The sequence below is a fragment of the Adlercreutzia sp. ZJ473 genome (assembly GCF_013185065.1).
Taxonomy (GTDB): Bacteria; Actinomycetota; Coriobacteriia; order Coriobacteriales; family Eggerthellaceae; genus CAAEEV01.
This window is the reverse complement of sequence record NZ_JAAVTO010000044.1, coordinates 1-24,080: the sequence shown is the minus strand read 5'-3', so window position 1 is coordinate 24,080 and position 24,080 is coordinate 1. Positions and strand designations below refer to the sequence as shown.

The window sequence follows — 24,080 nt, the reverse complement described above, 5'->3', positions numbered from 1 at the left end:
GGCCAGCCCGCCGCCCGCTGCCGCGCCGTCCGCGCTTGCCGGCCCTCCGCCGCCCGCTGCCGCGTCCGCCCCTGCCAGCTCCCCGCCAATCGTCGCGACCACGTACGCGCATCCCCGCGCGCCGTACCCGAGGGCCGCCGCCGACTTCTCGAGCGCCCCCTTCGCCGCGCTGCCCAGCGCGCGCGTGCTCGCCGCCAGCAGGAGCTCGTTGCCCGTTCCCTCCACGAAGTCTCCGTATACGGCGAGCGTGCCCATGGCGTTGACCTCATAAATGTTACTTCTTGCAGGAAAAGTCACACTCGCTCCTTGATGTTGCGCGCCGTCCGTATTAAGTTAGTTTAATCCAAACGGCGAAGCCGTTTCCATCAAGGGAGGTCATTATGTGCACTAACGGAGTCAACACCGGCCAGCTCGAGCTCATGATCGAGCAGATCGACGACCACATCAAGCTTGAGCGCCGCTGGACGCACAACCTGGCGCACAACGCCGAGGACGCGGGCTTCGCAACCGTGTCCGAGAAGCTCCACGCGGCCCAGGCGCTGCTCGACGACGTGCGCGCCATGCTCGACGAGGCGAAGGACGCCATCGAGGATGACGCGGAGAGCGCCGCGGGCGTGACGGTCAGCCTCGTGTAGCGGCCCGCCATGAGCAACGACCTCATGCGATTCTCGGTGGCCATGCCCGAGGACCTGCTCATGAACTTCGACCAGCTGGTGGCGCGCCGGGGCCTGGCGAAGAACCGCAGCGAAGTGGTGCGCGACCTGGTGCGCGACGCGCTGGTGGAAGACGCGTGCGCCACGCCGGGCACGCTGGTCATGGGCACGCTCACCATCGTGTACGACCACCACGCGAACGACCTGCAGGAGAAGCTCCACACCATCCAGCACGACTACTTCGAGTACATCGTCTCGACGATGCACGTGCACGTCGACCAGCACATGTGCCTCGAGGTGATCGTCATGCGCGGCGAGACGGGGCTGGTGCAGGACATCGCGAATCTGATCCTGGGCACCAAGGGCGTGCAGAACGGCCGGCTGGTCCTCACCACCACCGGCCGGCATATGTAAGGAAGGCAGCACAGTGGCAAACGACACAACCGTCATGCTGGGTCACGGCAGCGGCGGAACCATGATGAAGCGCATCATCGACGAGGTGTTCTTCGCGGCGTACGGAACCGACGAGCTTCTGCGCGGAGACGACGCGGCGGTGCTCCCGGCGCTCGAGCCGGGCGAGCGCCTGGCGTACTCCACCGACTCGTTCGTGGTCACGCCGCACTTCTTCCCCGGCGGCGACATCGGGCGGCTCGCCATCTGCGGCACGGTGAACGACGTGGCCACCAGCGGCGCGCGCCCGCTCTACCTCAGCTGCGGGTTCATCCTGGAGGAGGGCTTCCCGATGGATGATCTGCGCCGCATCTGCCAGTCGATGGCCGAGGTGGCGAAGGAGGCTGGTGTCAAGCTGGTGACGGGCGACACGAAGGTGGTCAACCGCGGGCACGGCGACGGCATCTACATCAACACGAGCGGCGTGGGCGCGCTCGCGCCGGGCTTCGAGCTCGGCGGCGCGCAGTGCCGCCCGGGCGACGCGGTGCTGGTGTCGGGCACGCTCGGCGACCACGGCATCACCATCATGAGCTGCCGCGAGGGGCTGAGCTTCTCGGCCGACATCGCCAGCGACGCCGCGCCTCTGAACCACCTGATCGCCGACGTGCTGGCGGCCGCTCCGCACACGCGCTGCTTCCGCGACCCCACGCGCGGCGGCATCGCGAGCACCTTGAACGAGCTGGCGAGCCAGGCGAACGTCGACATCACGGTGGAGGAGGAGCGCGTCCCGGTGAGGGACGCCGTGCTCGGCGCGTGCGAGATGCTCGGCTACGACGTGATGCAGGTGGCCAACGAGGGCAAGATGGTGTGCGTCGTCCCCGCCGAGGAGGCCGAGGCGGCGCTTGCGGCCATGCGCGCGAGCCGCTACGGGCGCGACGCGGCCATCATCGGCGAGGTGTCCGAGGCCAACGCCGAGCGCGGCCCGAAGGTGTTTCTGCGCACCGCCTTCGGCTCGACGCGCATCCTCGACATGCTCGTGGGCGAGCAGCTTCCCCGCATCTGCTAGGAGCTCGGTTAGGCGGGAGGGGAGGGGTGCTCGGCGTCGCCCCTCCCTCCCATTAGCACTTGGAGCCTGCTCCAATACTACGACGCCGAATCTTTTGCTTTTTTTACCGTAGTCTGAAAAATGTCCGTTTCCACTTGCGCGGCGATCCATTAATGGTATCTTGCGCTACGAAAGTTGTGGGGAACATCCCATGGGGGCTTTCGACTGAGAAGGAGTTGCTAATGTCACACCCGGTTATTGAGGCTGATGAGTGCATCGGCTGCGGCATCTGCGTAGACGCGTGCCCGCAAGAGGTTCTCGAAGTTGTCAACGGCGTTGCTGAGGCTGTCAACGAGGACGCCTGCATCGCGTGCGGCGACTGCGTCGAGGAGTGCCCGATGGGGGCTATCTCCGAGATCGTCGAGGACTAGCACAGATCGCACAGCTCACACGGCGAGTGCGAAGAAGCGCGCAAGCGCGGTCGAACCCCCACGTGCTGCCCGCCGCGGGCAGGCCAGCGAGGCTCGGCCTCGTGTCGAAGACACAAGCTCAAGAAGAGGGCGTCCGGTCAACAGCCGGGCGCCCTCTCTCTTATATATATATGTTCGGCTTGCAAGCTGCATGCCTGCGAGCCGTCGGACGCCCGCGTATTGCAGGCTGCGGGGCGCTTGCGAACCATTGGGTGCCTGCGAGTCGTCAGACGCCCGCGGCCTGCTGGCTGCGGGGCGCTCGCAGGCCGCATGCCTGCGCACCAACTCCGCCGCTTCCGGCTGTGGACGCCTTGTGGCGGCCCTGCCTCGCGCCGTCAACACGCGCCTTCTCTCCCCGTAACGAACACCTTCCGCCCGTGCTCGCAAGCCTAATTGTGTGTAAAGTGCGCAGTGCGAGGTTATTTCATCGCAAACTATTAAGGAAACTTGACAATCAAACACTTAGATTTTATATTGGCAGCATGCAATAAGAAACCAATAGGCTATCTGTGAGAAAAGCTGAAAGAAAGAGAGGAACTTGCAATGGCTAAGATTCTCGGCATCGACTTGGGCACCACGAACTCCGCCATGGCCGTCATGGAGGGCTCGGAGCCCGAGATTCTGGTGAACGCCGAAGGCGACCGCACCACCCCTTCCGTCGAGGGCTTCCGCAAGGACGGCGAGCGCGTCGTGGGCAAGGCCGCGAAGAACCAGGCCGTCACCAACCCTGAGAACACCATCTCGTCCGTGAAGCGCTTCATCGGCCGCTCCTTCGGCGAGACCTCCGAAGAGCAGAAGACCGTGAGCTACAAGGTGCAGGCTGGCAAGGACGGCCGCGCGGTCATCGACATCGACGGCAAGGACTACACCCCCGAGGAGATCTCGGCCATGGTCCTGCAGAAGCTGAAGACCGACGCCGAGAAGCAGGTCGGCCAGCCCATCACGCAGGCCGTCATCACCGTCCCGGCCTACTTCAACGACGCCCAGCGCCAGGCCACCAAGGACGCGGGCAAGATCGCGGGCCTCGAGGTGCTGCGCATCATCAACGAGCCCACGGCTGCGGCGCTCGCCTACGGCCTCGACAAGGTTGACCACGACGAGAAGATCCTCGTGTTCGACCTCGGCGGCGGCACGTTCGACGTCTCCGTGCTCGAGCTCGGCGACGGCGTGTTCGAGGTTGCCTCCACCGCCGGCGACAACCACCTCGGCGGCGACGACTGGGACCAGCGCGTCATCGACTGGATGGCCGACAAGTTCAAGGCCGAGAACGGCATTGACCTGCGCGCCGACAAGATGGCCCTGCAGCGTCTGAAGGAGGCGGCCGAGAAGGCGAAGATGGAGCTGTCCTCCACCTCGCAGACCAACATCAACCTGCCCTTCATCACCGCTGACGCCTCGGGCCCGAAGCACCTCGACCTCACGCTGACGCGCGCCGAGTTCGAGCGCATCACGCGCGACCTGCTGGATCGCTGCAGGAAGCCGGTTGAGCAAGCGCTGCGCGACGCGGGCCTCAAGACGGGCGAGATCGACGAGGTCATCCTGGTCGGCGGCTCCACCCGCATGCCCGCCGTGCAGGAGCTCGTGAAGACCATGACCGGCAAGAACCCGAACATGTCGGTGAACCCCGACGAGGTCGTGGCCATGGGCGCTGCCGTCCAGGGCGGCGTGCTCGCCGGCGACGTCCAGGGCATCCTGCTGCTCGACGTCACCCCGCTGTCGCTGGGCGTCGAGACCATGGGCGGCGTCATGACCAAGATGATCGAGCGCAACACCACCATCCCCACCCGCAAGACCGAGATCTTCTCCACGGCCGCTGACAACCAGCCCTCCGTCGAGGTCCACGTCCTGCAGGGCGAGCGCGAGATGGCCGCGGGCAACAAGACGCTCGGCCGCTTCCAGCTCAACGGCATCCCGGCGGCGCGCCGCGGCGTCCCGCAGATCGAGGTCACGTTCGACATCGACGCCAACGGCATCGTGAACGTGTCCGCGAAGGACCTGGGCACGGGCAAGCAGCAGCAGATCACCATCTCCGGCTCCACCGCGCTGTCTGACGACGAAGTCGACCGCATGGTGAAGGACGCCGAGTCGCATGCCGCCGAGGACGCGGCCCGCAAGGAGGAGGTCGAGATCCGCAACAACGCCGACGCGCTGGTGAACGCTACGCAGCAGACGCTCGACGAGCTGGGCGACAAGGTGCCGGCCGACGCGAAGTCGCAGGCCGAGGCCGCCATCGCCGAGGCGAAGACGGCGCTCGAGGGCACCGACGTCGAGCCGATCAAGGCTGCCACCGAGAAGCTGCAGCAGGCGGGCTACAAGCTGGCCGAGGTCGTGTACTCCACGCAGGGCGCTGACGCAGCCGCTGGCGCAGGCGCTCCGGGCGCGGGCGCGGCTGCCGCGAGCGATGACACCATCGAGGCCGACTACGAGGTAGTCGACGACGACAACGAGAGGAAGTAGCTGCCATGACGACGCCCGACAAGGACAAAGTTGTGGACGCTTCCGCCGAGGACGACGCGGGCATGGGCGAGACCCCCTCAACGTCCGATGCCAACGGCGCTGGCGCGGCCGGGTCGGCTGACCCGGCCGGCCAGGTCGCCGAAGCCGAAGCCGACGCTGAGGCTGACGTCGCAGCTGCCGGCACCGCCGACGCCGCCGACCCCGCCGACGCCGACCCCGCCGAGGCCGTCGAGGCCGAGGTGATCGACCCCGAGCTCGCCGCCGAGGCTGACGCCGCGGTGGAGGGCGTGGACGCGGAGTCCGAGATCGTCGCCCAGGCCAAGGCGGAGGTGGCCGAGTGGAAGGACAAGTACGTGCGCCTGCACGCCGAGTGGGACACGTACCGTCGCCGCACCAACGAGCAGCGCGAGGCCGAGAAGGCGCGTGCCGCCGAGAAGCTGGTCACGAGCCTGCTTCCCGTGCTCGACGACTTCGAGCGCACCATCGCCTACGCCAACGACAACGGCGAGGTGGGCCTGCTCGGCGGCGTGGAGGCCGTGCACGCCAAGCTCGTCGACACGCTGGTGAAGGGCGGCGTGGAGATCATCGACCCCGCGGGCGAGGCGTTCGACGCGCTCGAGGCGCAGGCGGTCGCCACCGTCCCCGACGAGACGGTCCCCGACGAGACGGTCGCGCAGGTGTACCAGAAGGGCTACCGGATGGGCGCCAAGGTGCTCCGCCCCGCCATGGTGACGGTCACCACGGGCGGCCCGAAGCGGGAGAAGCTCTCCGAAGAGGAGTAGCGACGCCGCTGCGCTCGGGAGCGCTGGGGCATCACCGACAACGACAGGCTTTCGAGGGCGGGCTTCTGGTCCGCCCTCGTTGCAGAACCGGAAGAAAGAGAGGTGGCAGGCATGGCGGCAACGCCTGACTACTACAAGACGCTCGGCGTGCCTCGCACCGCCTCGGCTGACGAGATCAAGAAGGCGTTTCGCAAGCTCGCGCGCACGCACCATCCCGACGCGGGCGGCGACGAAGCCAAGTTCAAGGAGATTAACGAAGCCTACGAGGTCTTGAGCGACGACAAGAAGCGCGCCCTGTACGACCAGTACGGCACCGCGAGCGAGAGCCAGATCCCGCACGGCTGGGGCGGCGCGGCCGGCGGCCAGGGCTTCTCCGTCGAGGACATCTTCGGCGGAGGCGGCCAGGGCTTCGGCGGCAGCTGGGCCGACATCCTCGAGAGCATCCGCCACGGCGAGGGCGCGTTCGGGACGAGCTGGGACTTCGGCGGCGGCCAGCAGAGGCCGCGCCGCGGGCAGGACATGAACGTCACCCTCAACGTGACCTTCGACGAGGCGTTCAAGGGCGTCGAGAAGCGCGTGACCGTGCGCATCCCCGGCAAGTCCGCCTCCGACACCATCACGGTGAAGGTCCCGGCCGGCGCGGTCGACGGCGGCCGTTTGCGCTTCAAGGGCAAGGGCGGCCTCAGCCAGAACGGCGGCGAGCCGGGCGACCTGCTCGTCACCACCAAGATCGCCGCGCACCCCTACTACCGCCGCGACAAGGCCGACGTGGTGGTGAAGGTCCCCGTCACGGTGGCCGAGGCCGCGCTCGGCGCGTCGATCGTGGTGCCCGCGCCCGACGGCGCGAAGGTGCGCGTGAAGGTCCCCGCCGGCACGCAGGACGGCACGATGCTCACCATCAGGGGCAAGGGCGCCCCCGACGTGAAGCGCAAGGGCGCGTTCGGCGACCTGAAGATCGAGGTCGAGGTGAAGGTGCCCGCTCGCATGAACGAGAATCAGAAGGCGGCCATGGAGGCGTTTCTGGCCGCCACGACGGAAGACGTGAGGACATGGCAGTAAACGATCGCAACCGCCCGCTGTACATGATCAGCGTGGCCGCGGAGCTTGCGGGCGTGCACCCGCAGACCCTGCGCGCCTACGAGCAGAAGGGCCTGGTCACACCCCAGCGCACGAGCGGCAACACGCGCATGTACTCCCAGGCCGACATCGAGCGCCTCGAGCTCATCAACGAGCTGACGAGCGAGGGCATCAACCTGGCGGGCGTCATTCGCATCCTCGACCTGCAGGGGCGCCTTGACGAGCGCGACCAGGAGCTCGACGACCTGCACAAGCGCGTGCGCCGCCTGGCCGACCGCGTGCACGAGCTGGAGACGCGCGAGAGCGTGAACAGCCTGGTGCGCGTGTCGGACCTGCCGACCGCGCTGCGCTACCTTCCCTAACCGCTCACGCCGCCCGGTCGGCGTCGGCGGAGCACGCGGCGCCGCGGCGCCTTGCCGCGCGCCCTCTTCCCTAAGGAGGAACCATGAGACTAGACAAACTGGCGTTGACCGCCCAGGAGGCGTTCCAGGGCGCCATGGGCGTGGCCGGTGACGCCGAGGCCGCCGTCATCGAGCCCATCCACCTGCTGAAGGCGCTGCTCGACGCGGGCGAGAACAACATCGCGGCCATCATCAAGCGCATCGGCGCCGACCCGGCGCAGCTCGCGCGCAACGTGGAGGACGAGATCGGCAAGATGGCCAAGGCGTCGGGCAACGCCATGCCCATGGCCATCCCCGGCAACGACCTCATGCGCGTGGTCGACAACGCGGTGAAGATCGCCGAGAAGCTCGGCGACAGCTACGCCACGAGCGAGCACCTGCTCATCGCGCTGTCGGAGGACAAGGGCGCGGCGGGCCGCGTGCTCACCGCGGCGGGCGTCACGCGCAAGAACATCGAGAGCGCCTACGAGGACCTGCGCGGCAACACGCGCGTCACCTCGCAGACCGACAAGACCCAGTTCGAGGCGCTCGAGCAGTACGGCCAGAACCTCACGCAGCAGGCCCGCGAGGGCAAGCTCGACCCGGTGATCGGCCGCTCCGAGGAGATCCGCCGCACCATCCAGGTGCTGTCGCGCCGCACCAAGAACAACCCGGTGCTCATCGGCGAGCCCGGCACGGGCAAGACGGCCATCGTGGAGGGCCTGGCGCAGCGCATCGTGGCGGGCGACGTGCCCTCGAGCCTGCGCGACCGCGACATCGTGTCGCTCGACCTGGGCGCCATGATGGCGGGCGCGAAGTACCGCGGCGAGTTCGAAGACCGCCTGAAGGCCGTGCTGCGCGAGGTGAAGGAGGCGGGCGGCAACGTCATCCTGTTCATCGACGAGCTGCACACCATCGTGGGCGCCGGCGCGGGCGGCGACAGCTCGCTCGACGCGGGCAACATGCTCAAGCCGGCGCTGGCGCGCGGCGAGCTGCACGCCATCGGCGCCACCACGCTCGACGAGTACCGCAAGTACGTGGAGAAGGACGCCGCGCTCGAGCGGCGCTTCCAGCCCGTGCTCATCAGCGAGCCGTCCGTCGAGGACACCATCGCCATCCTGCGCGGCCTGAAGGAGAAGTACGAGATCCACCACGGCGTGCGCATCACCGACGGCGCCATCGTGGCGGCGGCCGAGCTGTCGGACCGCTACATCACCGACCGCTTCCTGCCCGACAAGGCCATCGACCTCATGGACGAGGCGGCCTCCCGCCTGCGCATCGAGATCGACTCGATGCCCGAGGAGGTCGACGCTGCCGAGCGCAAGCTCATCCAGATGCAGATCGAGGAGCAGGCGCTCATGAAGGAGACCGACGCCGCCTCGGCCGAGCGCCTGGAGCGGCTGCGCCGCGACATCGCGAACGCGCGCGAGGCGCTCGACCACCAGAAGGCGCTCTGGCAGAACGAGAAGGACGTCATCGCGGGCGTGCAGAACCTCAAGGCCGAGCTCGAGGCCGCGCAGCTCGAGGAGGAGCGCGCCACGCGCGAGGGCGACCTGGCCCGCGCGTCGGAGCTGCGCTTCGCGCGCATCCCCGGCCTGCAGTCCCAGCTCATCGAGGCCGAGCAGGCGCTCAAGGCCAAGCAGCAGGACGGCGCCATTCTGAAGGAGGAGGTCTCCGAGGAGGAGATCGCCGCCGTGGTGTCGAGCTGGACGGGCATCCCCGTGACCAAGATGATGCAGGGCGAGATGGAGAAGCTCGTCGATCTGGAGGACGTGCTCAAGCAGCGCGTGGTGGGCCAGGACGAGGCCGTGAGCGTGGTGGCCGGCGCCATCCGCCGCAACCGCGCGGGGCTGTCCGACCCCAACCAGCCCATCGGCTCGTTCATGTTCCTCGGTCCCACCGGCGTGGGCAAGACCGAGCTCGCCAAGGCGCTCGCGGAGTACCTGTTCGACTCCGAGAAGGCCATGGTGCGCATCGACATGTCCGAGTACATGGAGAAGTTCTCGGTGCAGCGCCTGATCGGCGCGCCTCCGGGGTACGTGGGCTACGACGAGGGCGGCCAGCTCACCGAGGCCGTGCGGCGCCACCCGTACTCGGTGGTGCTGCTCGACGAGATCGAGAAGGCGCACCCGGACGTGTTCAACGTGCTGCTGCAGGTGCTCGACGACGGCCGCCTGACTGACGGGCAGGGCCGCGTGGTGAACTTCAAGAACACCATCATCATCATGACCTCGAACATCGGCAGCCAGATCATCCAGGAGCAGGCCGCGCAGGAGAACCAGACCATGGGCGAGATGGTCGAGCAGATGGCGAGCATGACGCCGGAGGCCGCGGCCAAGCGCATGATGGACTTCACCAACCGCCTGCAGGACACGCTGCGCACCACGTTCAGGCCCGAGTTCCTGAACCGCATCGACGACGTGATCACGTTCAACGCGCTCAACATCGCGAACATCGAGAGCATCGTGAACCTGCAGCTCGACGAGGTGCGCGAGCGCCTGGCCACCCGCCGCATCACGCTCGACGTGACGCCGGCGGCCATGGAGCACCTGTCGATCGACGGGTACGACCCGGTCTACGGCGCCCGCCCGCTGAAGCGCCTGATCCAGCGCCAGGTGGTCGACCGCATCGCCGAGAAGGTGATCTCCGGCGAGGTGCGCGACCGCAGCCACGTGCTGGTCGACCTCGACGACGAGGGCGAGTACGTCTGCCGCGTCGAGGGGCCGATGGAGCTCGACTTCGACGCGCTGCTCCTCGACCGGTAGCCGATGCGGGTAAGATGGAGCTGAGCACGAAAGCGTCATGACGCCTACGGCAGGACTTGGCCGGGCGCGGCAGCACCTCGACGCCGCGCCCGGCTTGCCTTTTTGAGGAAGGAGGGCTGCGATGGCAGCTCAGGACACGGTGAAGATCGTCATGATCACGGGGTACCTGGGAGCGGGCAAGACCACGCTCCTCAACCACGTGCTCGCGAACGAGCAGGGCATCCGCGCGGCGGTGATCGTGAACGACATCGGCGAGGTGAACGTCGACGCCGACCTGATCGCGCAGGCGGGCTCGGTGATGGAGATGGACGACATCATCCCTTTGACCAACGGCTGCATCTGCTGCACGCTCGCCGACGACCTGGCTGAGCAGCTCACGCGCATCGCGAACTCGGGGGACTTCGACTACATCATCATCGAGGCGTCGGGTATCTGCGAGCCCATCCCGATCGCGTACACGATCTCGACGCTGTGCGAGGGCGCTGCGGACGAGGGCGCGGATGCGGACGCGGACGACGATGGTGCCGCGGGCGAGGGCGCGGATGCGGACGCGGATGGCGCTGAGGGTGACGGTGCTGCGGGCGCGGACGACGGCGTTGCAGGCGCCGTGGGCGAGGGCGCCGCAGTTGCTGGCGCGGATGATGCTGCGGGCGCGGATGATGCTGCGGGCGCGGATGGTGGAGCTGCGGCTGCGGGTGCGGCGCGGCTGGCGCTCGACAACATCGTGGCCGTGGTGGACTGCGCGCGCATGTTCGACGAGTTCAACGGCGGCAAGGCGCTTTTGTCCGACGACGTCGAGGAAGACGACGTCGAGAACCTGCTCATCCAGCAGATCGAGTTCTGCACCACGCTCGTGATGAACAAGGCCGACCTGGTGACGCCCGAGCAGATGGCCAAGCTTCGGGCCATCGTGCGCAGCCTGCAGAGGGACGCTCGCATCGTGGAGGCCGTCCGCGGCGAGGTGGCGCTTGGCGAGGTGCTGAACACGGGTCGCTTCAGCTTCCAGGCGGCGTACGAGTCGGCCGCGTGGGCCGAGGCCATGGAGCACCCCGAGGAGCACGAGGACCCCGAGGTGCTCGAGTACGACATCTCCACCTTCGTGTACCGGCGTCGCCGCCCGTTCGACATGGCGCGCTTCTCCGCGCTGGTGGACGCGTGGCCCGAGGGCGTCGTGCGCTGCAAGGGCGTCCTCTGGCGCTCCGACGCGCCCGGCGGCTGCTTTCTGTTCGAGCAGTCCGGCAAGCACTTCTACCTCACGGAGAACGGGGAGTTCGTGGCGGCGTACCCCGAGGCTGACCGCGCGGCCATCTTGGCGGAGAACCCCCAGCTCGCCGCCGAGTGGGACGCCGAGCTGGGAGACCGCATGAACAAGCTCGTCTTCATCGGCCGCCACATGAACCGCGCCGAGGTGGAGCAGCGCCTTGACGCCTGCCTCGTCGACTAGCCCGCTTCTCACGCCGCAGGCGGCGGGCATCGCGCTTTCCGCCTGCAGCTCTCCGAGGGGCAGGGTCCTAGCTGCTGCGCTCCACGCTCACCGCCTATAGCCTGCGGCTCTCCGAGGGATGGGCCTCGGTCGCCGCGCCTGTTAGGGGCGGGTTTCGGTCACCTTCTCCACCTTGGGGGCCTGCCGGGCAATCAGCAGGCAGGTGAGGCTGGCAACGGCCAAGGCGACGGCCACCTTCGCGGGTCTTCTCATGAGCGCACCTCGCAAGATCGTAGGATTCCTATGCTGACAAGGATAGGGAAGCGCCCTTTCGCAACCCTTGCATGTGCCTTACGTTTTGGTCACGCTTCCGCTTTCGAAGCCTTTCTTGCTACTTCTTTGCCAATTTGCTGCTTTATCACGACTCCGTTGAGACCCGTGCAGTTTTCCGCTGTGATTTTGGCAGAAATCTTCAGTTCTTTGTCTTCTCCGACGGCGAGCTTGCCTTTTTAGGAGGCAACAAGAGCCAAATTCAGATATGGCGGATTACGCGACCTGGGATTTTGTCACCTGCTCTTCTTGAGGCCAAGGTTAGCCTGCTCCCGAAACGAGTCGAGGAGACAAAGAACTGAAGATTTCTGCCAAAACGTCCCTCCAAATCTGCACGGTCCCGCGAAAGCGTCTCCGCTCCGTACGCGCGGGTACGCTAACGGCCCGTAAGCTCTGCGACGGATCGGAGCGGGCGCGTTCCGTCCCAGTTTTCGTGTTGCATCCGAATGCCCTCGTAGAGCTGTTCGAGGGGTGCGTTGACCTCGATGAGCCCCACCGCATTGTTCCAATGCCCCAGGGCACAGCGGGTGAGCAGGCTGTTTTCCCGACTGCGATACTCCAGTCGTGCCGATGGGTATGACGGAGCCGTGGCCGTCCTTGACGCACTCGGCCCACCCGTACTTGATCATCCAGAACACGCCTTCGAGTATTTCTGCGCCACGGGGGTCGTGGAGACCTTGCCCGTGACGGTGCTCGTCCACGATCCGCTCCAGTGCACGTAAAGCGGGATGAGGTTGATCTGCCCGCTGTGGCAGCCGCCGCCCTGCCAGCGCACGCTCCCCTGGGAGACGGGCGCGATCTCAATCCACGTCCCGTGGATGACGAGTTTTTGGTTGCCTGCGCCCATGGGGCCTCCACATCACGGGGGCTCTTTTCGGCTAAAATGGCGGCATGCGTAAATCGATCGACGACATAAAGTCGGCCGCCGTGCCGCCCCTCGCTGGCTTCTCGCTGGTGCTGCTCTCCATCGCCGGCTTCATCGTGGCGCTCTGGGTCATCATCACCGTGGTGCGCGTGGTCATGGGATAGCTCATGTGGCAGCGATTCACACTCTACGACCTGCGCGTGATCGGCCACTACCTGGGGACGCTCATCATGTTCTCGGCGCTGCTCATGGCGGTCCCGCTCACCGTAGCGCTTCTCTTCCAGGAGTGGGAGCCCGCCGCGCGCTACCTCGCCGCGGCTGGCGGGGCGCTCACCCTCGGCTCGCTTCTGCGCTTCCTGCGCGTCGAGCCCTGCCGCCTCACGCGTCGCCAGGCGCTCGCGGTCACGGGCCTGGCGTGGATCGTGCTGGCGCTCGTGTACTCCGTCCCGCTGTACTTCTCGGGGCACTACCTCACCTACCTCGACGCGCTGTTCGACGGCGTGTCGGGCCTCACCACCACGGGCGCGTCGGTCGTCGTCGACCTCGACCACCTGTCGAACGCCGACAACATGTTCCGCTTCATGATGCACCTGCTCGGCGGCTTGGGCCTCATCGTGGTGGCGCTCTCCATCGGGCTGTTCGGCAAGCGCGCGGGCGCCTCGCTGTACACCTCGGAGGGCCGTCGCGAGCACGTGGTCCCCAACGTCATCCAGACCACGCAGTTCATCGCGCGCATCACGGCGGTCATCATCTCGCTGGCCACCGTGCTGCTGTCGCTGATGTGCGTGGTCGCGGGCATGGAGCCCGCCCGCGCCGTCATGCACGCGCTGTGGATGGCCATCTCCGGCTTCGTGACCGGCGGCTTCGCGCCCGCGGCGCAGTCGATCCTGTACTACCACTCGTTCCCCATCGAGCTCGTGCTCATCTTCCTCATGATCCTGGGCTCCGTCAGCTTCGTGATGTACGCCGAGGCGTGGAAGGGGCGCGTGGGCGCGTTCTTCCGCGACATCGAGACGCGCACCACCGCGATCTGGATCGCCGCCATGACGGTCGTGTTCACGGCGTCGCTGGCCGCCTGGCCCCTGTTCTCCGACCTGCCCGCGCTTCTGCGCCGCGGGCTGTTCATGGTGATCTCGGCGTACTCCACCACGGGCTTCCAGACCATCACCACCAACCAGCTCACCACGGTGCTCTCGTCGGGCGCCTTCCTCTCGCTGGCGCTGCTCATGGCCGTCGGCGGCAGCGCGGGCTCCACGGCGGGCGGCATCAAGCTGTACCGCGTGGGCATCATCTTCAAGTCCATCGTCTCCACGGTGAAGGAGGCGCTCGCGCCTGACTCGGCGCGCGTGGTGGTGGCGTACAACCACGTGGGGCGCCGCATCCTGAGCCCCGAGGTGGTGAAGGAGGCCATGACGGTGTTCATCCTCTACGTGATCACGTACGCCCTCGGCGCGCTCGTGGGCATCGCGCACGGCCACGAGGCCACGCAGGCCATCTTCGAGTCGGTGGCCATGACGTCGAACGGCGGCATCGTCACGGGCGTGGTGAGCCCGGGCATGCCCTTCACGCTCGAGCTGTTCTACATCTTCCAGATGTGGGTGGGGCGTCTCGAGTTCGTGACGCTGCTCGCGCTGATCGTGGAGGTGGGCGCCTCGATCATCCCGCGCCGGAAGGCCAGGGGTGCGTCATGAGGGGGAAGATTCGCACGTTCGTCCTCGCGCTCGCCCTGGCGTGCGTGCTCGCGTTCGCGGGCGCGCCGGCGGCCCCGGCGGCGTGGGCCGAGGAGGGCCCCGACCCGAGCAACCAGGTGAACCTCCAGCAGCTGCCCGACAGCTCGTTCATCTACGATACCTCGATCTCCGAGCTCGAGACGGCCGACTCCTACCTCGACGGCCAGACCGTGCAGGTCATCGGCGAGGTGGTGGGCGACCGCATCCACGCCGAGCTCGACCCCGACCACTGCTGGATCACGCTCGAGGCCACCGACGGCTCGTTCGCCGAGGTGCCGGTGCTCGCCACCACGGCCGCCACCTCGGTCATCGACACGTACGGCGCCTACGGCAAGCGCGGCACGGTGCTGCAGGTGCGCGGGACGTTCAACCTGTCGTGCCCCGACCACGCGGGCCTCTCCGACCTGCACGCCAGCCACGTCTCGCTCGTGTCGAAGGGCTCTGACATGCGCGAGGCGCCCGACGCGCTGCAGTTCGTCCCCGGCGCCCTGCTGCTGGCGGCGGGCCTCGCGCTCGTCTTGGCGTTCCGCCGCATGAGGGAGAGTCGCCGCTGATGGGGGGCTGTTGCGAAACCGAGTTCGCGCGCGGCGAGGTCATCAAGCTCGACCGCGGGTTCCCGCTGGTCAGGCTCGAGAGCGGCGAGCTTCTGCGCTGCGAGCACGCCACCGCCCTCCTGAAGGGCGCCCGCGAGCGCGCGGCCATCGGCGACAAGGTGGGCGTGCGCCTGCCGAGCGCGCACGACAAGGCGCTCATCGAGGAGATCTTCCCGCGCACGCGCGCCTTCGTGCGGAAGGACCCCACCGAGCGCGCGCTTCCGCAGGTGCTCGCCGCCAACTTCGACCGCGTGGTGGTGGTCCAGCCGCTCGCCGAGGTGAACATGCGTCGCCTCGAGCGCGAGCTGGTGCTGGCGTACGAGACGGGCGCCGAGGTGGCCGTGGTGCTCACGAAGGCCGACCTCGCGCAGGACGAGTCGCAGATCGCCGCCGTGCGCGCCTCCGTGCGCGCGCTCGCGGGCCCCGACGTGAAGACGCTCGTGGTGTCGGCCAACGACCCCGCCTCGGTGGAGGCCGTGCGCGCGCTCCTTCCCGCGAACACCACCACGGTGCTCGTCGGGCGCTCGGGCGTGGGCAAGTCGAGCCTGGTCAACCTGCTTCTGGGCGAGCACGTGCAGGAGACGGCGCAGGTGCGCGAAGGCGACGGCAAGGGGCGCCACACCACGGTGAGCCGCGAGATGCTCGACGTGCCCGGCGGCGGGCGCGTCGTGGACATGCCCGGCGTGCGGGGGCTGGGGCTGTGGGACGCCGACGCGGGGATCGAGGCGGCCTTCGCCGACATCGAGCTCATCGCGCGCGACTGCCGCTTCCGCGACTGCAAGCACGAGCGGGAGCCGGGCTGCGCGGTGCGCGCCGCCGTGGAGGCCGGCGCGGTGCCCGCCGAGCGGTTCGCGTCCTACCAGGCGCTGCGCTCGGAGACGGCGGCCATGAAGGAGCGCCGCGAGCAGGCGCGCTGGATGCAGCGCGAGCAGGCGCCTGCTGCCAAGCGCGCGTCGCGCGGCCGGGGGAAGCCCGCCTCCGCCAGCCGCCGCGGGAAAGGCAAGAAGCGATCAGATAGAGGGAACGCATGAAGCCAGTCGTTATCATTCCGACGTACATATCGGCCACGCGCCGCCGGCGCGAGAGCCGCGAGGTGGTGGGCAGCTACGACCACACCACCGCCATCACGCAGTCCGGCGAGCTGGGCCGCTGCCTCGCCTCGCTCGAGGGGGTGGATGACCTCGGGCTCGTGGTGGTGCTGGTGGCCGCCGACGCGGGGCTCGAGAACCAGGCGGCGGAGAAGGTCCGCGCCGTCGCCGCGGCGCACCCCCGCCTGAGCGTGCTCGTGATCGGCGCGGCTGAGCTCGCGCTCGTGCGCCAGCGCATGGAGCAGCTCAACATCGGGCGGCTCGAGGACGAGGTGGGCCTGCGCGGCTACAGCGCCGTCCGCAACCTGGGGCTCGTGGTCGCCATCACGCTCGGCTTCGACGCGGTGGTGTTCCTCGACGACGACGAGGTGATCGACGACCCCGCCTTCCTCAAGAACGCCATGTACGGCCTGGGCAAGCTCACGAAGAAGGGCATCCCCATCTTGGCGAAGACGGGCTACTACCTCAACGACCAGGGGTCGTACCTCTCGAAGTGGGAGGACAAGTGGTACAACCGCTTCTGGCAGCAGGGCCGCGCGTTCAACGCGTGGATCTCGCGCGCCATGCAGGGCCCGCGCCTGTCGCGCTCGAACCACGTGTGCGGCGGCTGCCTGGCCATCCACAAGGAGGCGTTCAAGCGGCTGGCGTTCGACCCGTGGATCACGCGCGGCGAGGACCTCGACTACATGCTCAACCTGCGCATGTACGGCTCGGACATCTGGTTCGACAACCGCTGGGTGCTGCGCCACCTCCCGCCGGAGACGCAGAGCGAAGGCGACCGCTTCCGCCAGGACATCTTCCGCTGGATCTACGAGTACCGCAAGCTTGAGTACTCGCGCGCGCTCATCGACCTGCAGCAGGTCAAGCCCGCCTCGCTCGAGCCGTATCCCGGGCCGTTTCTGGAGCCGGGCCTCACGCGCCGCATCCGCCTCACGGCGCTGCTGCGCAGCCTCGCCCGGCCCGACAAGCGCGCGTACCGGCGCGCGGCGAAGGCGGCCACCGGCGAGGCGTCGGCTTACGCGGAGGCGAACTGCGCCAAGTACTTCGAGTTCCAGTACGTGTGGCCCGAGGCCATGGCGCGCCTCGACTCCGACCAGATGCTCACCACGGCGCTCGTGCGCTCGTGTCTGATGGAGCCCGTGGGCGGCGCGGCCGGGGACGTCGGAGGCGGCGCGGCTGCCGGAGGGGCGGCGGCGCGGGCGGTCGGCGCGGGCGCGCCGGTGGCGGCCCCGTCGACGTCGGTCGACCCGGGCCTCACCTGCGAGATCCGCCTGAACATCGCGGAATAGGAAGGCGGGGAGACGGTGGACGTGCTCGGCATGATAGCTGCTTCTCTGGCCGTGGGGCTTTTCGTGGGCGTGCTGTCGGGCCTGCTCGGCATCGGCGGCGGCACGATACTGGTGCCGGTCCTCAAGCTGGGGTACGCGCTCGAGCCCATCGTGAGCACGGCGACCTCGATGTTCACCATCATCCCCACCAGCGTGTCGGGCGCGATCACGCACGTGCGCCACAAGACCTGCCTGCCGAAGCTTGGCGTGGCGGCAGGCGTGGGCGGCGCGATCACCTCGCCGGTGGGCGTGTGGCTGGCCACGCGCTCGGAGGACTGGATGATCATGGTGGCGGCTGCCTGCGTGATCGCGTACTCGGCCGTCACCATGCTGCAGAAGGCCCTCGCCGTGCCGAAGGCGGGGAAGGGGAGTGGCGAGCCTGCGGCGGAGGGCGAGGCGGCCTCCGCGCCGGGGACGGCGGCGAGCGAGTCCGCGGCGGCCCCCGCACCTGTGGCGGCCCCCGCCCTCCCGCGCGTCACCACGCGCCAGATCGTCCTCGCCTTCCTCATCGGGATGGTGGCGGGCGTGGCCTCGGGGTACGTGGGGCTCGGCGGCGGCTTCCTCATCGTGCCCATGCTCGTGACGTTCGTGGGCCTGCCCATGCGCCTCACCTCGGGCACGTCGCTCATCTCCGTGATGATCCTGGCCGTTCCCGGCGTGGTCTACCAGGGCATGCTCGGCAACGTCGACTGGATCGCCGGCATCGCGATCGCCTGCGGCTCCATCCCCGGCGCCGCCCTCAGCGCGCGCTACATCACGAAGATCCCCGAGCGGGCCCTTCGCCTCGCCTTCGGCTGCTTCCTCCTGGTGGCCGCCGCGCTCCTCTTGGTGGACCAGGCCGGCGTCATCTGAGCCGCATGAGGTCCGCCCGCTGCTCGCGTGAAAGTTAGCTGTTATACTGGATGAACTATGGAAGAGATAATTGACACCAAGAAAAACAGGAAGCGCATGACCCCGCGGTTCTTCAACCTCGAGATGCTTGCCCTGACCATCGCCGCGCTCGCCGCGCTCGTCATGGTGGGGGCGCTCATGTCGCCCACGGTGAGCGTGCCGACCATCATCGTGGCGGGCGTGATCTTCACGCTCTCGCTCGTCATCGTGATGCGCCTGCTCAACGACCCTGACTCGGTGCGCGCGCACCAGTCTGACGCCATGCTGCAGCTCTCGAGCGCCACGCTCGACCTCATGCAGGAGGGGCTCAACCATCGGTCGGCGCAGGACATCTGCGAGCTCCTGCTGCCGAACACCGCCGCCATCGCCGTGGCCATCACCGACAAGGAGAAGATCCTCGGGTACGCCGGCTTCCAGGAGGCGGACAACCCCGCCGGCGCCGACATCCGCACGCAGGCCACGCACGACACCATCGCCGACGGCGTGGCGCGCGTGCTTTACAGCGCCGAGGAGATCGGCTTCCCGGAGGGCGCCAGCACCATCAAGGCCGCCATCATCGTTCCTTTGCGCGTGGGCTCCAACGTCGAGGGCACGCTGAAGTTCTACTACCGCAGCGCGAAGAAGATCACCGAGACGCAGAAGTCCATCGCGCAGGGCTTCGGGCGGCTGCTGTCCACGCAGATGGCGGCGGCCGAGATGGAGAACCAGCGCAAGCTGGCCACCTCCATGGAGCTCAAGATGCTCCAGAGCCAGATCAACCCGCACTTCCTGTTCAACACCATCAACACCATCGCCTCGCTCATCCGCACCGACCCCATGAAGGCCCGCACGCTGCTGCGCGAGTTCGCGGTGTTCTACCGCCGCACGCTGGAGGACTCCTCCGAGCGCATCATGCTCTCGCGCGAGATCGAGCAGACCATGCGCTACTTCTCGTTCGAGGTGGCGCGCTTCGGCGAGGACCGCGTGGGGCTCTGCGTGGGCGCGGGCCCCGAGCTGCAGGACATGATGGTGCCGCCGTTCATCCTCCAGCCGCTGGTCGAGAACGCGGTGCGCCACGCCATGCCGTCGGAGGGCAAGCTCATCATCTCCATCCTGGCTGAGGTTGACGGCGACGACGTGGTGGTCAGCGTGTCCGACGACGGCGTGGGCATGGACGAGCAGACGTGCAACAACATCATGCACCCCGAGTCCTCCACGGGCATGGGCATCGCCGTGAAGAACGTGCACGACCGCATGAAGGGCTTCTTCGGCGAGCGCGCCGACATGCGCGTGGAGAGCGAGCTCGGGCGCGGAACTACCGTCACCCTGCGCTTCCCCGACTGCGCGGTGAGGACGGTCGATCCGATTCTGTGATCTCGCCGAAAGGTTACCGCAAGGTTGCCGAAGGAGGGGCCCGGTCCATGGACAAGCCTTGGGCTCTTCGGTATGATCGAAGGCAGTTTCGTCTGCGTGTTTGCTGGTTGGTCTCGATTCTCGTCAGGGAGCGATTCGCTTGGCTGAAGTCATCTCATCTCCGGTTGCGCTGGTGGCCCTGGGCCTCGCGGTGCTTGCCGTCGTCATCGTGCTGCTGGTGGTCTGGATCGTCACGCTCGACCGTCGCATGCGCGGCGTGGTCGACGGTCTCGAGGCCGAGCGGCGGAAGGTGGCCGAGATGCAGATGGTGATCGGGCGCCGCAACGTGGCGGCCCGCGGCTACGGCGCGCCGCGCGGAAGGGGCAGGGCCCCGAGGCCGCAGGGCGGCGCGCAGGCAGGTCCGGGAATGCGCCCGCAGGACGGTGCGCGCCCGCAGGGACCTCGCCCGCAGGGGCAGCCCGCCGGCAAGTCGCAGCAGGCGGCGCAGGGGCGGCGGCCTGCGGGGCAGATGCAGCGGCCGGCGGCGCGGCCTGCCCGGTCCCAGGGGCAGCCCGCGCGTACCCAGGCGCCGTCACCTCAGCCGAATGCCCAGGCTCAGGCTCAACAGCAGGCGCAGCGGCAGCCGCGTCAGCGCGGCGCGCAGGAGCCGCAGCGCGCGGCCTCCGCAGCCGAGCCGGCCGAGCCGGCGCGTTCCCGCTCGCGTCGCGAGGAGCCCGTGATCCCGCGCGGCGCCGACAAGACGGCAGGGTCCGCCGTTCGCAAGCGACGTGGCGTGCCTGAGCCGACCCCTCAAGTCCAGCAGGCGGTCTCTGCCGTGCGCGAGGGATTCGACGCTGCCGCCGCCGAGCGCGTGGCGCGTGCAGAGGAAGAGGCACGTCGCGCCGCCGAGCGTGTCGCGCGCCAGCAGCGCATGGCGGCCCGCCGCCAGGCGCGTGCGCAGGCAGCGGCCGCGCAGCCCACCGTCGCCCAGCAGCCCGCTGGCAAGCAGCCTGCCGGCAACGCCAAGCCTGTCGGCAACGCCAAGCCCGCCGGTGCGCGTCCTGCCGGCAAGCAGCCTGCCGCAGGCGCCCAGCCCGCCGGTGGGCGTTCGACAGCGCCCGCCGCGCAGCAGGCGCGCGCAGGCTCCGCCGCGCAACCGACTCCTGCCAGCCAGCAGTCCGCCTCCGCCGGAGGGCGCGGCCGCCATGCGCGCTAACGCAAGCCCTCTCGCCTACGCGCGCTCATCCCCCGCGCTCAATCACGCGTTCTAGCTCGTACGCGCTCATCTCCGCGTTCATCCACGCACGTTCTAGCCCGCACGCACGCTCGCTCCAGGCGGCTTCGGCGGCGCGACGGCCGCACAGCCGCTACTGCTGTTTGGCCTGCTCGCCGGCGGCTATGGCGTGGATGATGTTGCGGCGGCTGAGCGCGCCGACCAGCTTGCCCTCGGCGCTCACCACGGGCATCTTCTTGATGCGCTTGGTGGCCAGGATATGGCAGGCCTCGTCGATGCGCGCGTCGGGCGTGGTCGACAGCACGCGCTTCGTGGCGATCTTCATCACGTTGAGGTCGAGCAGGTTGCTCAGGCGCTCCTGGATCTTGCCGTCGTCGACGGCATGGTAGAGGTTGAGCGTCGCGTCGAACATCGCCATGTCGTTCTTGCCCAGGTACTGCGCCACGTCGCCGTCGGTGACGAAGCCCACCACCACGTAGTCCTCGTCGACCACGGGCACGCCGCTCGTGTCCGTCTCGGCCATGAGCAGCACCACGTCGCGCATGGTCGCGTTCGCCGACACGTAGACCGGGTGCAGGTTCATGGCGTCGCGCACGCGCACGTCGTCGGAGCCTGCGGCCGTCGGGGCGGCCGCAGCGGTCGCGGCGCCTTCGCCTGCCTTCGCCTTCGCGCTCGCCGCGCGCGCCGGCGCCTTGTCGCGCACCAGCACCACGATGACTGCGAGCGCCACCACCAGAAGCGCGCTCGTGGTGCAGAACGCCAGGTGGGTGCCGGCGAATGACTGCTCGACGCCCACGGCGCCCGCGCTCGCCGCGAACGACGACCCGAGCGCCGACACCGACACGAGCATGGCCGTGCCGAACGACGCGGCGATCTGGTTGAGCGTGTTCGACAGGCCCTGCGTGTGCTGGATCACGGAGTTGTCGAGCGAGTTCAGGCCCCAGGTGTTCAGCGGCGTCATGATGAACTGCAGTCCCATGGTGAGCACCGTGTAAACGGCGGTTACCATCATGATGGACGTGTTCATGCCCAGGAGCACGAGCCCCGCCGCGCCCGCCAGCATGACGATGCCGCCGGGGATGACCACGCGGCGCACGCCGTAGCGGTCGAACAGGCGGCCGGCGACCAGGCCCAGAAACGCGCCGACCACCGCGCCGGGCAGCATGGCCACGCCTGACATGGTGGCGCTCTGGCCGAGCACGCCTTGGATGTAGAGCGGCGTGATGACGCCCGTGCCCATGAGCGCCGCCTGGACGATGACGATCGTGCACACGGCGGTGGCGTACGGGCGCGCCTTCAGGATGGACACCTTCAGCATGGGCACCTCGAGGCGCAGCTGGCGGCGGATGTAGAGCGCCATGAGCGCGACGCCCGCCGCGATGAGCCCGCCGGTGACGGCCATGTTGCTGCTCGAGGCGAACGTGGACAGGCCGTAGAGCAGGCACACGAGGCCCACCGAGCTCAGCAGCACGGAGAGCTTGTCGAAGGTGGTGCGCTCGAAGCTGCCGTAGTTCTTCAGCACGAGCGCCGACGCCGCGAGCACGAACGCTGACAGCACGGTGACGATGACGAACAGCGCGCGCCAGCCCACCGAGTCAACGAGCAGGCCGGACACCGACGGGCCGATGGCGGGCGCAAACCCGATGATGAGCCCGATGACGCCCATGGCGCTGCCGCGCTTCTCGCGCGGGAACACCAGCAGGATCACCGTGAACACCATGGGCATGACCATGCCCGTGCAAGCGGCCTGCAGCACGCGGCCCGCCAGCAGAAACGGGAACGCGGGCGCGAGCGCGGCCAGGAGGCTTCCGGCGGTGAAGACGGCGAACCCGGTGATGAACAGCTGGCGCGTGGTGAAGCGCCCGATCAGGAACGCGGAAAGCGGGATGATGACGGCTTCCACCAGGGAGTACCCCGAGGTGAGCCACTGGACCGTGGTGGCGTCGACCTGCAGGCTCGCCATGATGGCGGGCAGCGCCGGCGAGAGCAGCGTCTGGTTGAGCACGGCGAGCAGCGTGCCGGAGAGCAGCACGGCCACCATGACGAATTGCTGACGTGTAAGACCCATCTGATATGCTCCTTCTCTCTCATATGCGTTTTTTTGCGTAAGGAGCAGGAGAACATCTTTTCAGGCGATCGTCAACAGGCAGCAGCCGAAAACGCGCGACTTCCCCATGTTGGCCCCATGTTGGTCCGCCCTCACCCCATGAGGCTCTTCCAGTAGTGCACGGCGATCTGCGTGCGGTTCTTCAGGCCGAGCTTCGCGAGGATGGAGCTGATGTGGTTGCGCACCGTCCCCTCGCTCACGTAGACGGTGCCCGCGATGGCCTTGTTGTCGAGGCCCTGTGCCACCAGCTCCACGATGCGCCGCTCGCGCTCGGTGAGCTGGGCGTCCGCGAAGGCGGCGCTTGCGCCGGCCGACTCCGCGCCCGCTTCCGAGGCGCCTGCTCCTGCGGTTCCCGTGCCCGCGGCCTTCGCGCCCGCCCCCGCAGCTCCCGTCGCTCCCGGACCCGCGGGCTCCTCCGCGCGCGTCCCCAGGTGGGGCATGCGCCCCATCACCTCGCTGCCGAGCACGTTCTGGTCGGCCATCACGCTGCGCAGCGCGGGCGCGATGGAGGCGACGTCCTGCTTGATGAGGTATCCGCGCGCGCCGAGGCGCAGCGCGCGCACGATGTAGTCGTCGTCGGCGAAGGTGGTGAGGAACACCACGCGCGCATGCGGGCTGTCCTTGAGGATGCGCTCGGCCGCGCTGAGGCCGTCGCCTTCGGGCATGCGGATGTCCATGAGCAGCACGTCGGGCGTGACCTGCGAGAAGAGGCGAGTGGCCTCGCGCCCTCCGAGCGCGGTCGCCGCCACCTCGATGTCGGGCTGCGCGTCTAGGATGGTGGTGAGCGACTCCACGATGAACGGGTCGTCGTCGACGATCATGACTCGCATAGGGCTCCTTTCACGATTTCGGTTTGGAAGTGGCGAGAAACTCGCGATCTGATACCGTCTTGCGCTCTGCTTGCGGTGGATGCGCCTTGGCGTGCAGGATCGGACTTCGTGCCACCAGGGTTTTCTCTGAGGCGCGAGGGGCTGTGGCGCTTCGGGTGGAGATCCTGCGGTATCAGATCGCGAGTTTCTCGCCACTTCTGGCGTTGCGGCGTGCATGTCATGGGCGATCCGGGGCTGCTTTAGGTATGGAGGCGAACACGCGGAAGCCCGCGCACCCGTCGGCGCGCCCGCTTCCGCCCGCTGCGCCGCC

21 protein-coding genes and 1 pseudogene are annotated in these 24,080 nt (G+C 68.3%); 18 read left to right on the top strand and 4 right to left on the bottom strand.

Annotated features, from left to right (window positions below; translation table 11 throughout):
* A pseudogene (locus HRL41_RS09030) lies at nt 1-297 on the bottom strand (hypothetical protein); the annotation flags it as partial.
* Between the two features lie 83 nt (nt 298-380).
* Between HRL41_RS09030 and HRL41_RS09025 the strand changes: the two are divergent.
* The 10 genes from HRL41_RS09025 to HRL41_RS11995 all read left to right on the top strand — a co-directional run bounded on the left by HRL41_RS09025 (nt 381) and on the right by HRL41_RS11995 (nt 11,463).
* On the top strand, nt 381-635 hold the full coding sequence (locus HRL41_RS09025) for a dynein gamma chain protein (RefSeq protein WP_165047361.1): 255 nt from the start codon (nt 381-383) through the stop codon (nt 633-635).
* Between the two features lie 9 nt (nt 636-644).
* Nucleotides 645-1,067 (top strand): nickel-responsive transcriptional regulator NikR, encoded by a 423-nt coding sequence (gene nikR, locus HRL41_RS09020; RefSeq protein WP_172136524.1) that lies wholly within the window; start codon nt 645-647, stop codon nt 1,065-1,067.
* Between the two features lie 34 nt (nt 1,068-1,101).
* Nucleotides 1,102-2,109, top strand: coding sequence for a hydrogenase expression/formation protein HypE (hypE, locus tag HRL41_RS09015; RefSeq protein WP_172136528.1), 1,008 nt, complete (start codon nt 1,102-1,104; stop codon nt 2,107-2,109).
* A 221-nt stretch (nt 2,110-2,330) separates the two neighbouring features.
* Nucleotides 2,331-2,519, top strand: coding sequence for a 4Fe-4S binding protein (locus tag HRL41_RS09010; RefSeq protein ID WP_206214590.1), 189 nt, complete (start codon nt 2,331-2,333; stop codon nt 2,517-2,519).
* 582 nt (nt 2,520-3,101) lie between these two features.
* Complete coding sequence (gene dnaK, locus HRL41_RS09005) at nt 3,102-5,015, top strand: molecular chaperone DnaK (RefSeq protein WP_172136522.1); 1,914 nt, start codon at nt 3,102-3,104, stop codon at nt 5,013-5,015.
* Nucleotides 5,016-5,020: 5 nt separating this feature from the next.
* Nucleotides 5,021-5,797, top strand: a complete 777-nt coding sequence (locus HRL41_RS09000) for a nucleotide exchange factor GrpE (protein ID WP_253904811.1) — start codon at nt 5,021-5,023, stop codon at nt 5,795-5,797.
* 111 nt (nt 5,798-5,908) lie between these two features.
* Nucleotides 5,909-6,856, top strand: a complete 948-nt coding sequence (locus HRL41_RS08995) for a DnaJ C-terminal domain-containing protein (protein WP_172136513.1) — start codon at nt 5,909-5,911, stop codon at nt 6,854-6,856.
* The gene (locus HRL41_RS08990; protein ID WP_165172435.1) at nt 6,847-7,236 is read left to right on the top strand and encodes a heat shock protein transcriptional repressor HspR; all 390 of its coding nucleotides are present in this window, start codon (nt 6,847-6,849) and stop codon (nt 7,234-7,236) included. Before HRL41_RS08995 ends, HRL41_RS08990 begins: the two co-directional genes overlap by 10 nt.
* A gap of 83 nt (nt 7,237-7,319) precedes the next feature.
* The gene (gene clpB, locus HRL41_RS08985) at nt 7,320-10,019 is read left to right on the top strand and encodes an ATP-dependent chaperone ClpB (protein WP_172136503.1); all 2,700 of its coding nucleotides are present in this window, start codon (nt 7,320-7,322) and stop codon (nt 10,017-10,019) included.
* A gap of 121 nt (nt 10,020-10,140) precedes the next feature.
* A complete protein-coding gene (locus HRL41_RS11995) occupies nt 10,141-11,463 on the top strand; it encodes a GTP-binding protein (protein WP_216662621.1) in 1,323 nt (440 codons plus the stop codon).
* 934 nt (nt 11,464-12,397) lie between these two features.
* On the opposite strand, the gene HRL41_RS08970 is transcribed toward HRL41_RS11995, so the two are convergent.
* Nucleotides 12,398-12,619 (bottom strand): hypothetical protein, encoded by a 222-nt coding sequence (locus HRL41_RS08970; RefSeq protein WP_172136493.1) that lies wholly within the window; start codon nt 12,617-12,619, stop codon nt 12,398-12,400.
* A 44-nt stretch (nt 12,620-12,663) separates the two neighbouring features.
* Here HRL41_RS08970 and HRL41_RS08965 point away from each other — a divergent pair, with 44 nt between their 5' ends.
* From HRL41_RS08965 to HRL41_RS08930, 8 genes are all read left to right on the top strand, one after another.
* Entirely contained in the window at nt 12,664-12,801 is a 138-nt protein-coding gene (locus tag HRL41_RS08965; protein WP_165172453.1) for a hypothetical protein, read from the top strand.
* Nucleotides 12,802-12,804: 3 nt separating this feature from the next.
* On the top strand, nt 12,805-14,328 hold the full coding sequence (locus tag HRL41_RS08960; protein ID WP_172136491.1) for a TrkH family potassium uptake protein: 1,524 nt from the start codon (nt 12,805-12,807) through the stop codon (nt 14,326-14,328).
* Entirely contained in the window at nt 14,325-14,921 is a 597-nt protein-coding gene (locus HRL41_RS08955) for a hydrolase (RefSeq protein ID WP_172136478.1), read from the top strand. The genes HRL41_RS08960 and HRL41_RS08955 overlap by 4 nt, the downstream gene beginning before the upstream one ends.
* Complete coding sequence (gene rsgA, locus HRL41_RS08950; RefSeq protein WP_172136477.1) at nt 14,921-15,991, top strand: ribosome small subunit-dependent GTPase A; 1,071 nt, start codon at nt 14,921-14,923, stop codon at nt 15,989-15,991. Before HRL41_RS08955 ends, rsgA begins: the two co-directional genes overlap by 1 nt.
* Nucleotides 15,988-17,337, top strand: a complete 1,350-nt coding sequence (locus tag HRL41_RS08945; protein WP_172136476.1) for a glycosyltransferase — start codon at nt 15,988-15,990, stop codon at nt 17,335-17,337. The genes rsgA and HRL41_RS08945 overlap by 4 nt, the downstream gene beginning before the upstream one ends.
* 30 nt (nt 17,338-17,367) lie before the next feature.
* Nucleotides 17,368-18,228 carry a sulfite exporter TauE/SafE family protein gene (locus HRL41_RS08940; protein ID WP_172136475.1) on the top strand — a complete coding sequence of 287 codons (861 nt, stop codon included), beginning with the start codon at nt 17,368-17,370 and terminating at the stop codon, nt 18,226-18,228.
* Nucleotides 18,229-18,285: 57 nt separating this feature from the next.
* Nucleotides 18,286-19,620: a histidine kinase gene (locus tag HRL41_RS08935; RefSeq protein WP_172136474.1), complete on the top strand. Its 1,335-nt coding sequence runs from the start codon at nt 18,286-18,288 to the stop codon at nt 19,618-19,620.
* A gap of 139 nt (nt 19,621-19,759) precedes the next feature.
* Nucleotides 19,760-20,815, top strand: coding sequence for a hypothetical protein (locus tag HRL41_RS08930; RefSeq protein WP_172136473.1), 1,056 nt, complete (start codon nt 19,760-19,762; stop codon nt 20,813-20,815).
* Nucleotides 20,816-20,966: 151 nt separating this feature from the next.
* Here the strand turns inward: HRL41_RS08930 and HRL41_RS08925 are convergent, their stop codons facing one another.
* Both HRL41_RS08925 and HRL41_RS08920 read right to left on the bottom strand, forming a co-directional pair.
* The gene (locus HRL41_RS08925) at nt 20,967-22,901 is read right to left on the bottom strand and encodes an MDR family MFS transporter (RefSeq protein ID WP_172136472.1); all 1,935 of its coding nucleotides are present in this window, start codon (nt 22,899-22,901) and stop codon (nt 20,967-20,969) included.
* A 131-nt stretch (nt 22,902-23,032) separates the two neighbouring features.
* Entirely contained in the window at nt 23,033-23,770 is a 738-nt protein-coding gene (locus HRL41_RS08920) for a response regulator transcription factor (protein ID WP_172136471.1), read from the bottom strand.
* Nucleotides 23,771-24,080: the final 310 nt, after the last annotated feature.

Excerpts from the sequence above, each read along its gene's own strand:
- HRL41_RS08935 (WP_172136474.1), top strand. The coding sequence starts at position 18,286 with ATGGAAGAGATAATTGACACCAAGAAAAACAGGAAGCGCATGACCCCG.
- HRL41_RS08990 (WP_165172435.1), top strand. The coding sequence starts at position 6,847 with ATGGCAGTAAACGATCGCAACCGCCCGCTGTACATGATCAGCGTGGCC.
- HRL41_RS09025 (WP_165047361.1), top strand. The coding sequence starts at position 381 with ATGTGCACTAACGGAGTCAACACCGGCCAGCTCGAGCTCATGATCGAG.
- HRL41_RS08940 (WP_172136475.1), top strand. The coding sequence starts at position 17,368 with ATGATAGCTGCTTCTCTGGCCGTGGGGCTTTTCGTGGGCGTGCTGTCG.
- HRL41_RS08920 (WP_172136471.1), bottom strand. The coding sequence starts at position 23,770 with ATGCGAGTCATGATCGTCGACGACGACCCGTTCATCGTGGAGTCGCTC.
- hypE (WP_172136528.1), top strand. The coding sequence starts at position 1,102 with ATGCTGGGTCACGGCAGCGGCGGAACCATGATGAAGCGCATCATCGAC.
- HRL41_RS08970 (WP_172136493.1), bottom strand. The coding sequence starts at position 12,619 with ATGGGCGCAGGCAACCAAAAACTCGTCATCCACGGGACGTGGATTGAG.
- HRL41_RS08945 (WP_172136476.1), top strand. The coding sequence starts at position 15,988 with ATGAAGCCAGTCGTTATCATTCCGACGTACATATCGGCCACGCGCCGC.
- HRL41_RS08995 (WP_172136513.1), top strand. The coding sequence starts at position 5,909 with ATGGCGGCAACGCCTGACTACTACAAGACGCTCGGCGTGCCTCGCACC.
- clpB (WP_172136503.1), top strand. The coding sequence starts at position 7,320 with ATGAGACTAGACAAACTGGCGTTGACCGCCCAGGAGGCGTTCCAGGGC.
- HRL41_RS09000 (WP_253904811.1), top strand. The coding sequence starts at position 5,021 with ATGACGACGCCCGACAAGGACAAAGTTGTGGACGCTTCCGCCGAGGAC.
- dnaK (WP_172136522.1), top strand. The coding sequence starts at position 3,102 with ATGGCTAAGATTCTCGGCATCGACTTGGGCACCACGAACTCCGCCATG.
- HRL41_RS08925 (WP_172136472.1), bottom strand. The coding sequence starts at position 22,901 with ATGGGTCTTACACGTCAGCAATTCGTCATGGTGGCCGTGCTGCTCTCC.
- HRL41_RS09010 (WP_206214590.1), top strand. The coding sequence starts at position 2,331 with ATGTCACACCCGGTTATTGAGGCTGATGAGTGCATCGGCTGCGGCATC.
- HRL41_RS08955 (WP_172136478.1), top strand. The coding sequence starts at position 14,325 with ATGAGGGGGAAGATTCGCACGTTCGTCCTCGCGCTCGCCCTGGCGTGC.
- rsgA (WP_172136477.1), top strand. The coding sequence starts at position 14,921 with ATGGGGGGCTGTTGCGAAACCGAGTTCGCGCGCGGCGAGGTCATCAAG.
- HRL41_RS08960 (WP_172136491.1), top strand. The coding sequence starts at position 12,805 with ATGTGGCAGCGATTCACACTCTACGACCTGCGCGTGATCGGCCACTAC.
- HRL41_RS11995 (WP_216662621.1), top strand. The coding sequence starts at position 10,141 with ATGGCAGCTCAGGACACGGTGAAGATCGTCATGATCACGGGGTACCTG.
- nikR (WP_172136524.1), top strand. The coding sequence starts at position 645 with ATGAGCAACGACCTCATGCGATTCTCGGTGGCCATGCCCGAGGACCTG.
- HRL41_RS08965 (WP_165172453.1), top strand. The coding sequence starts at position 12,664 with ATGCGTAAATCGATCGACGACATAAAGTCGGCCGCCGTGCCGCCCCTC.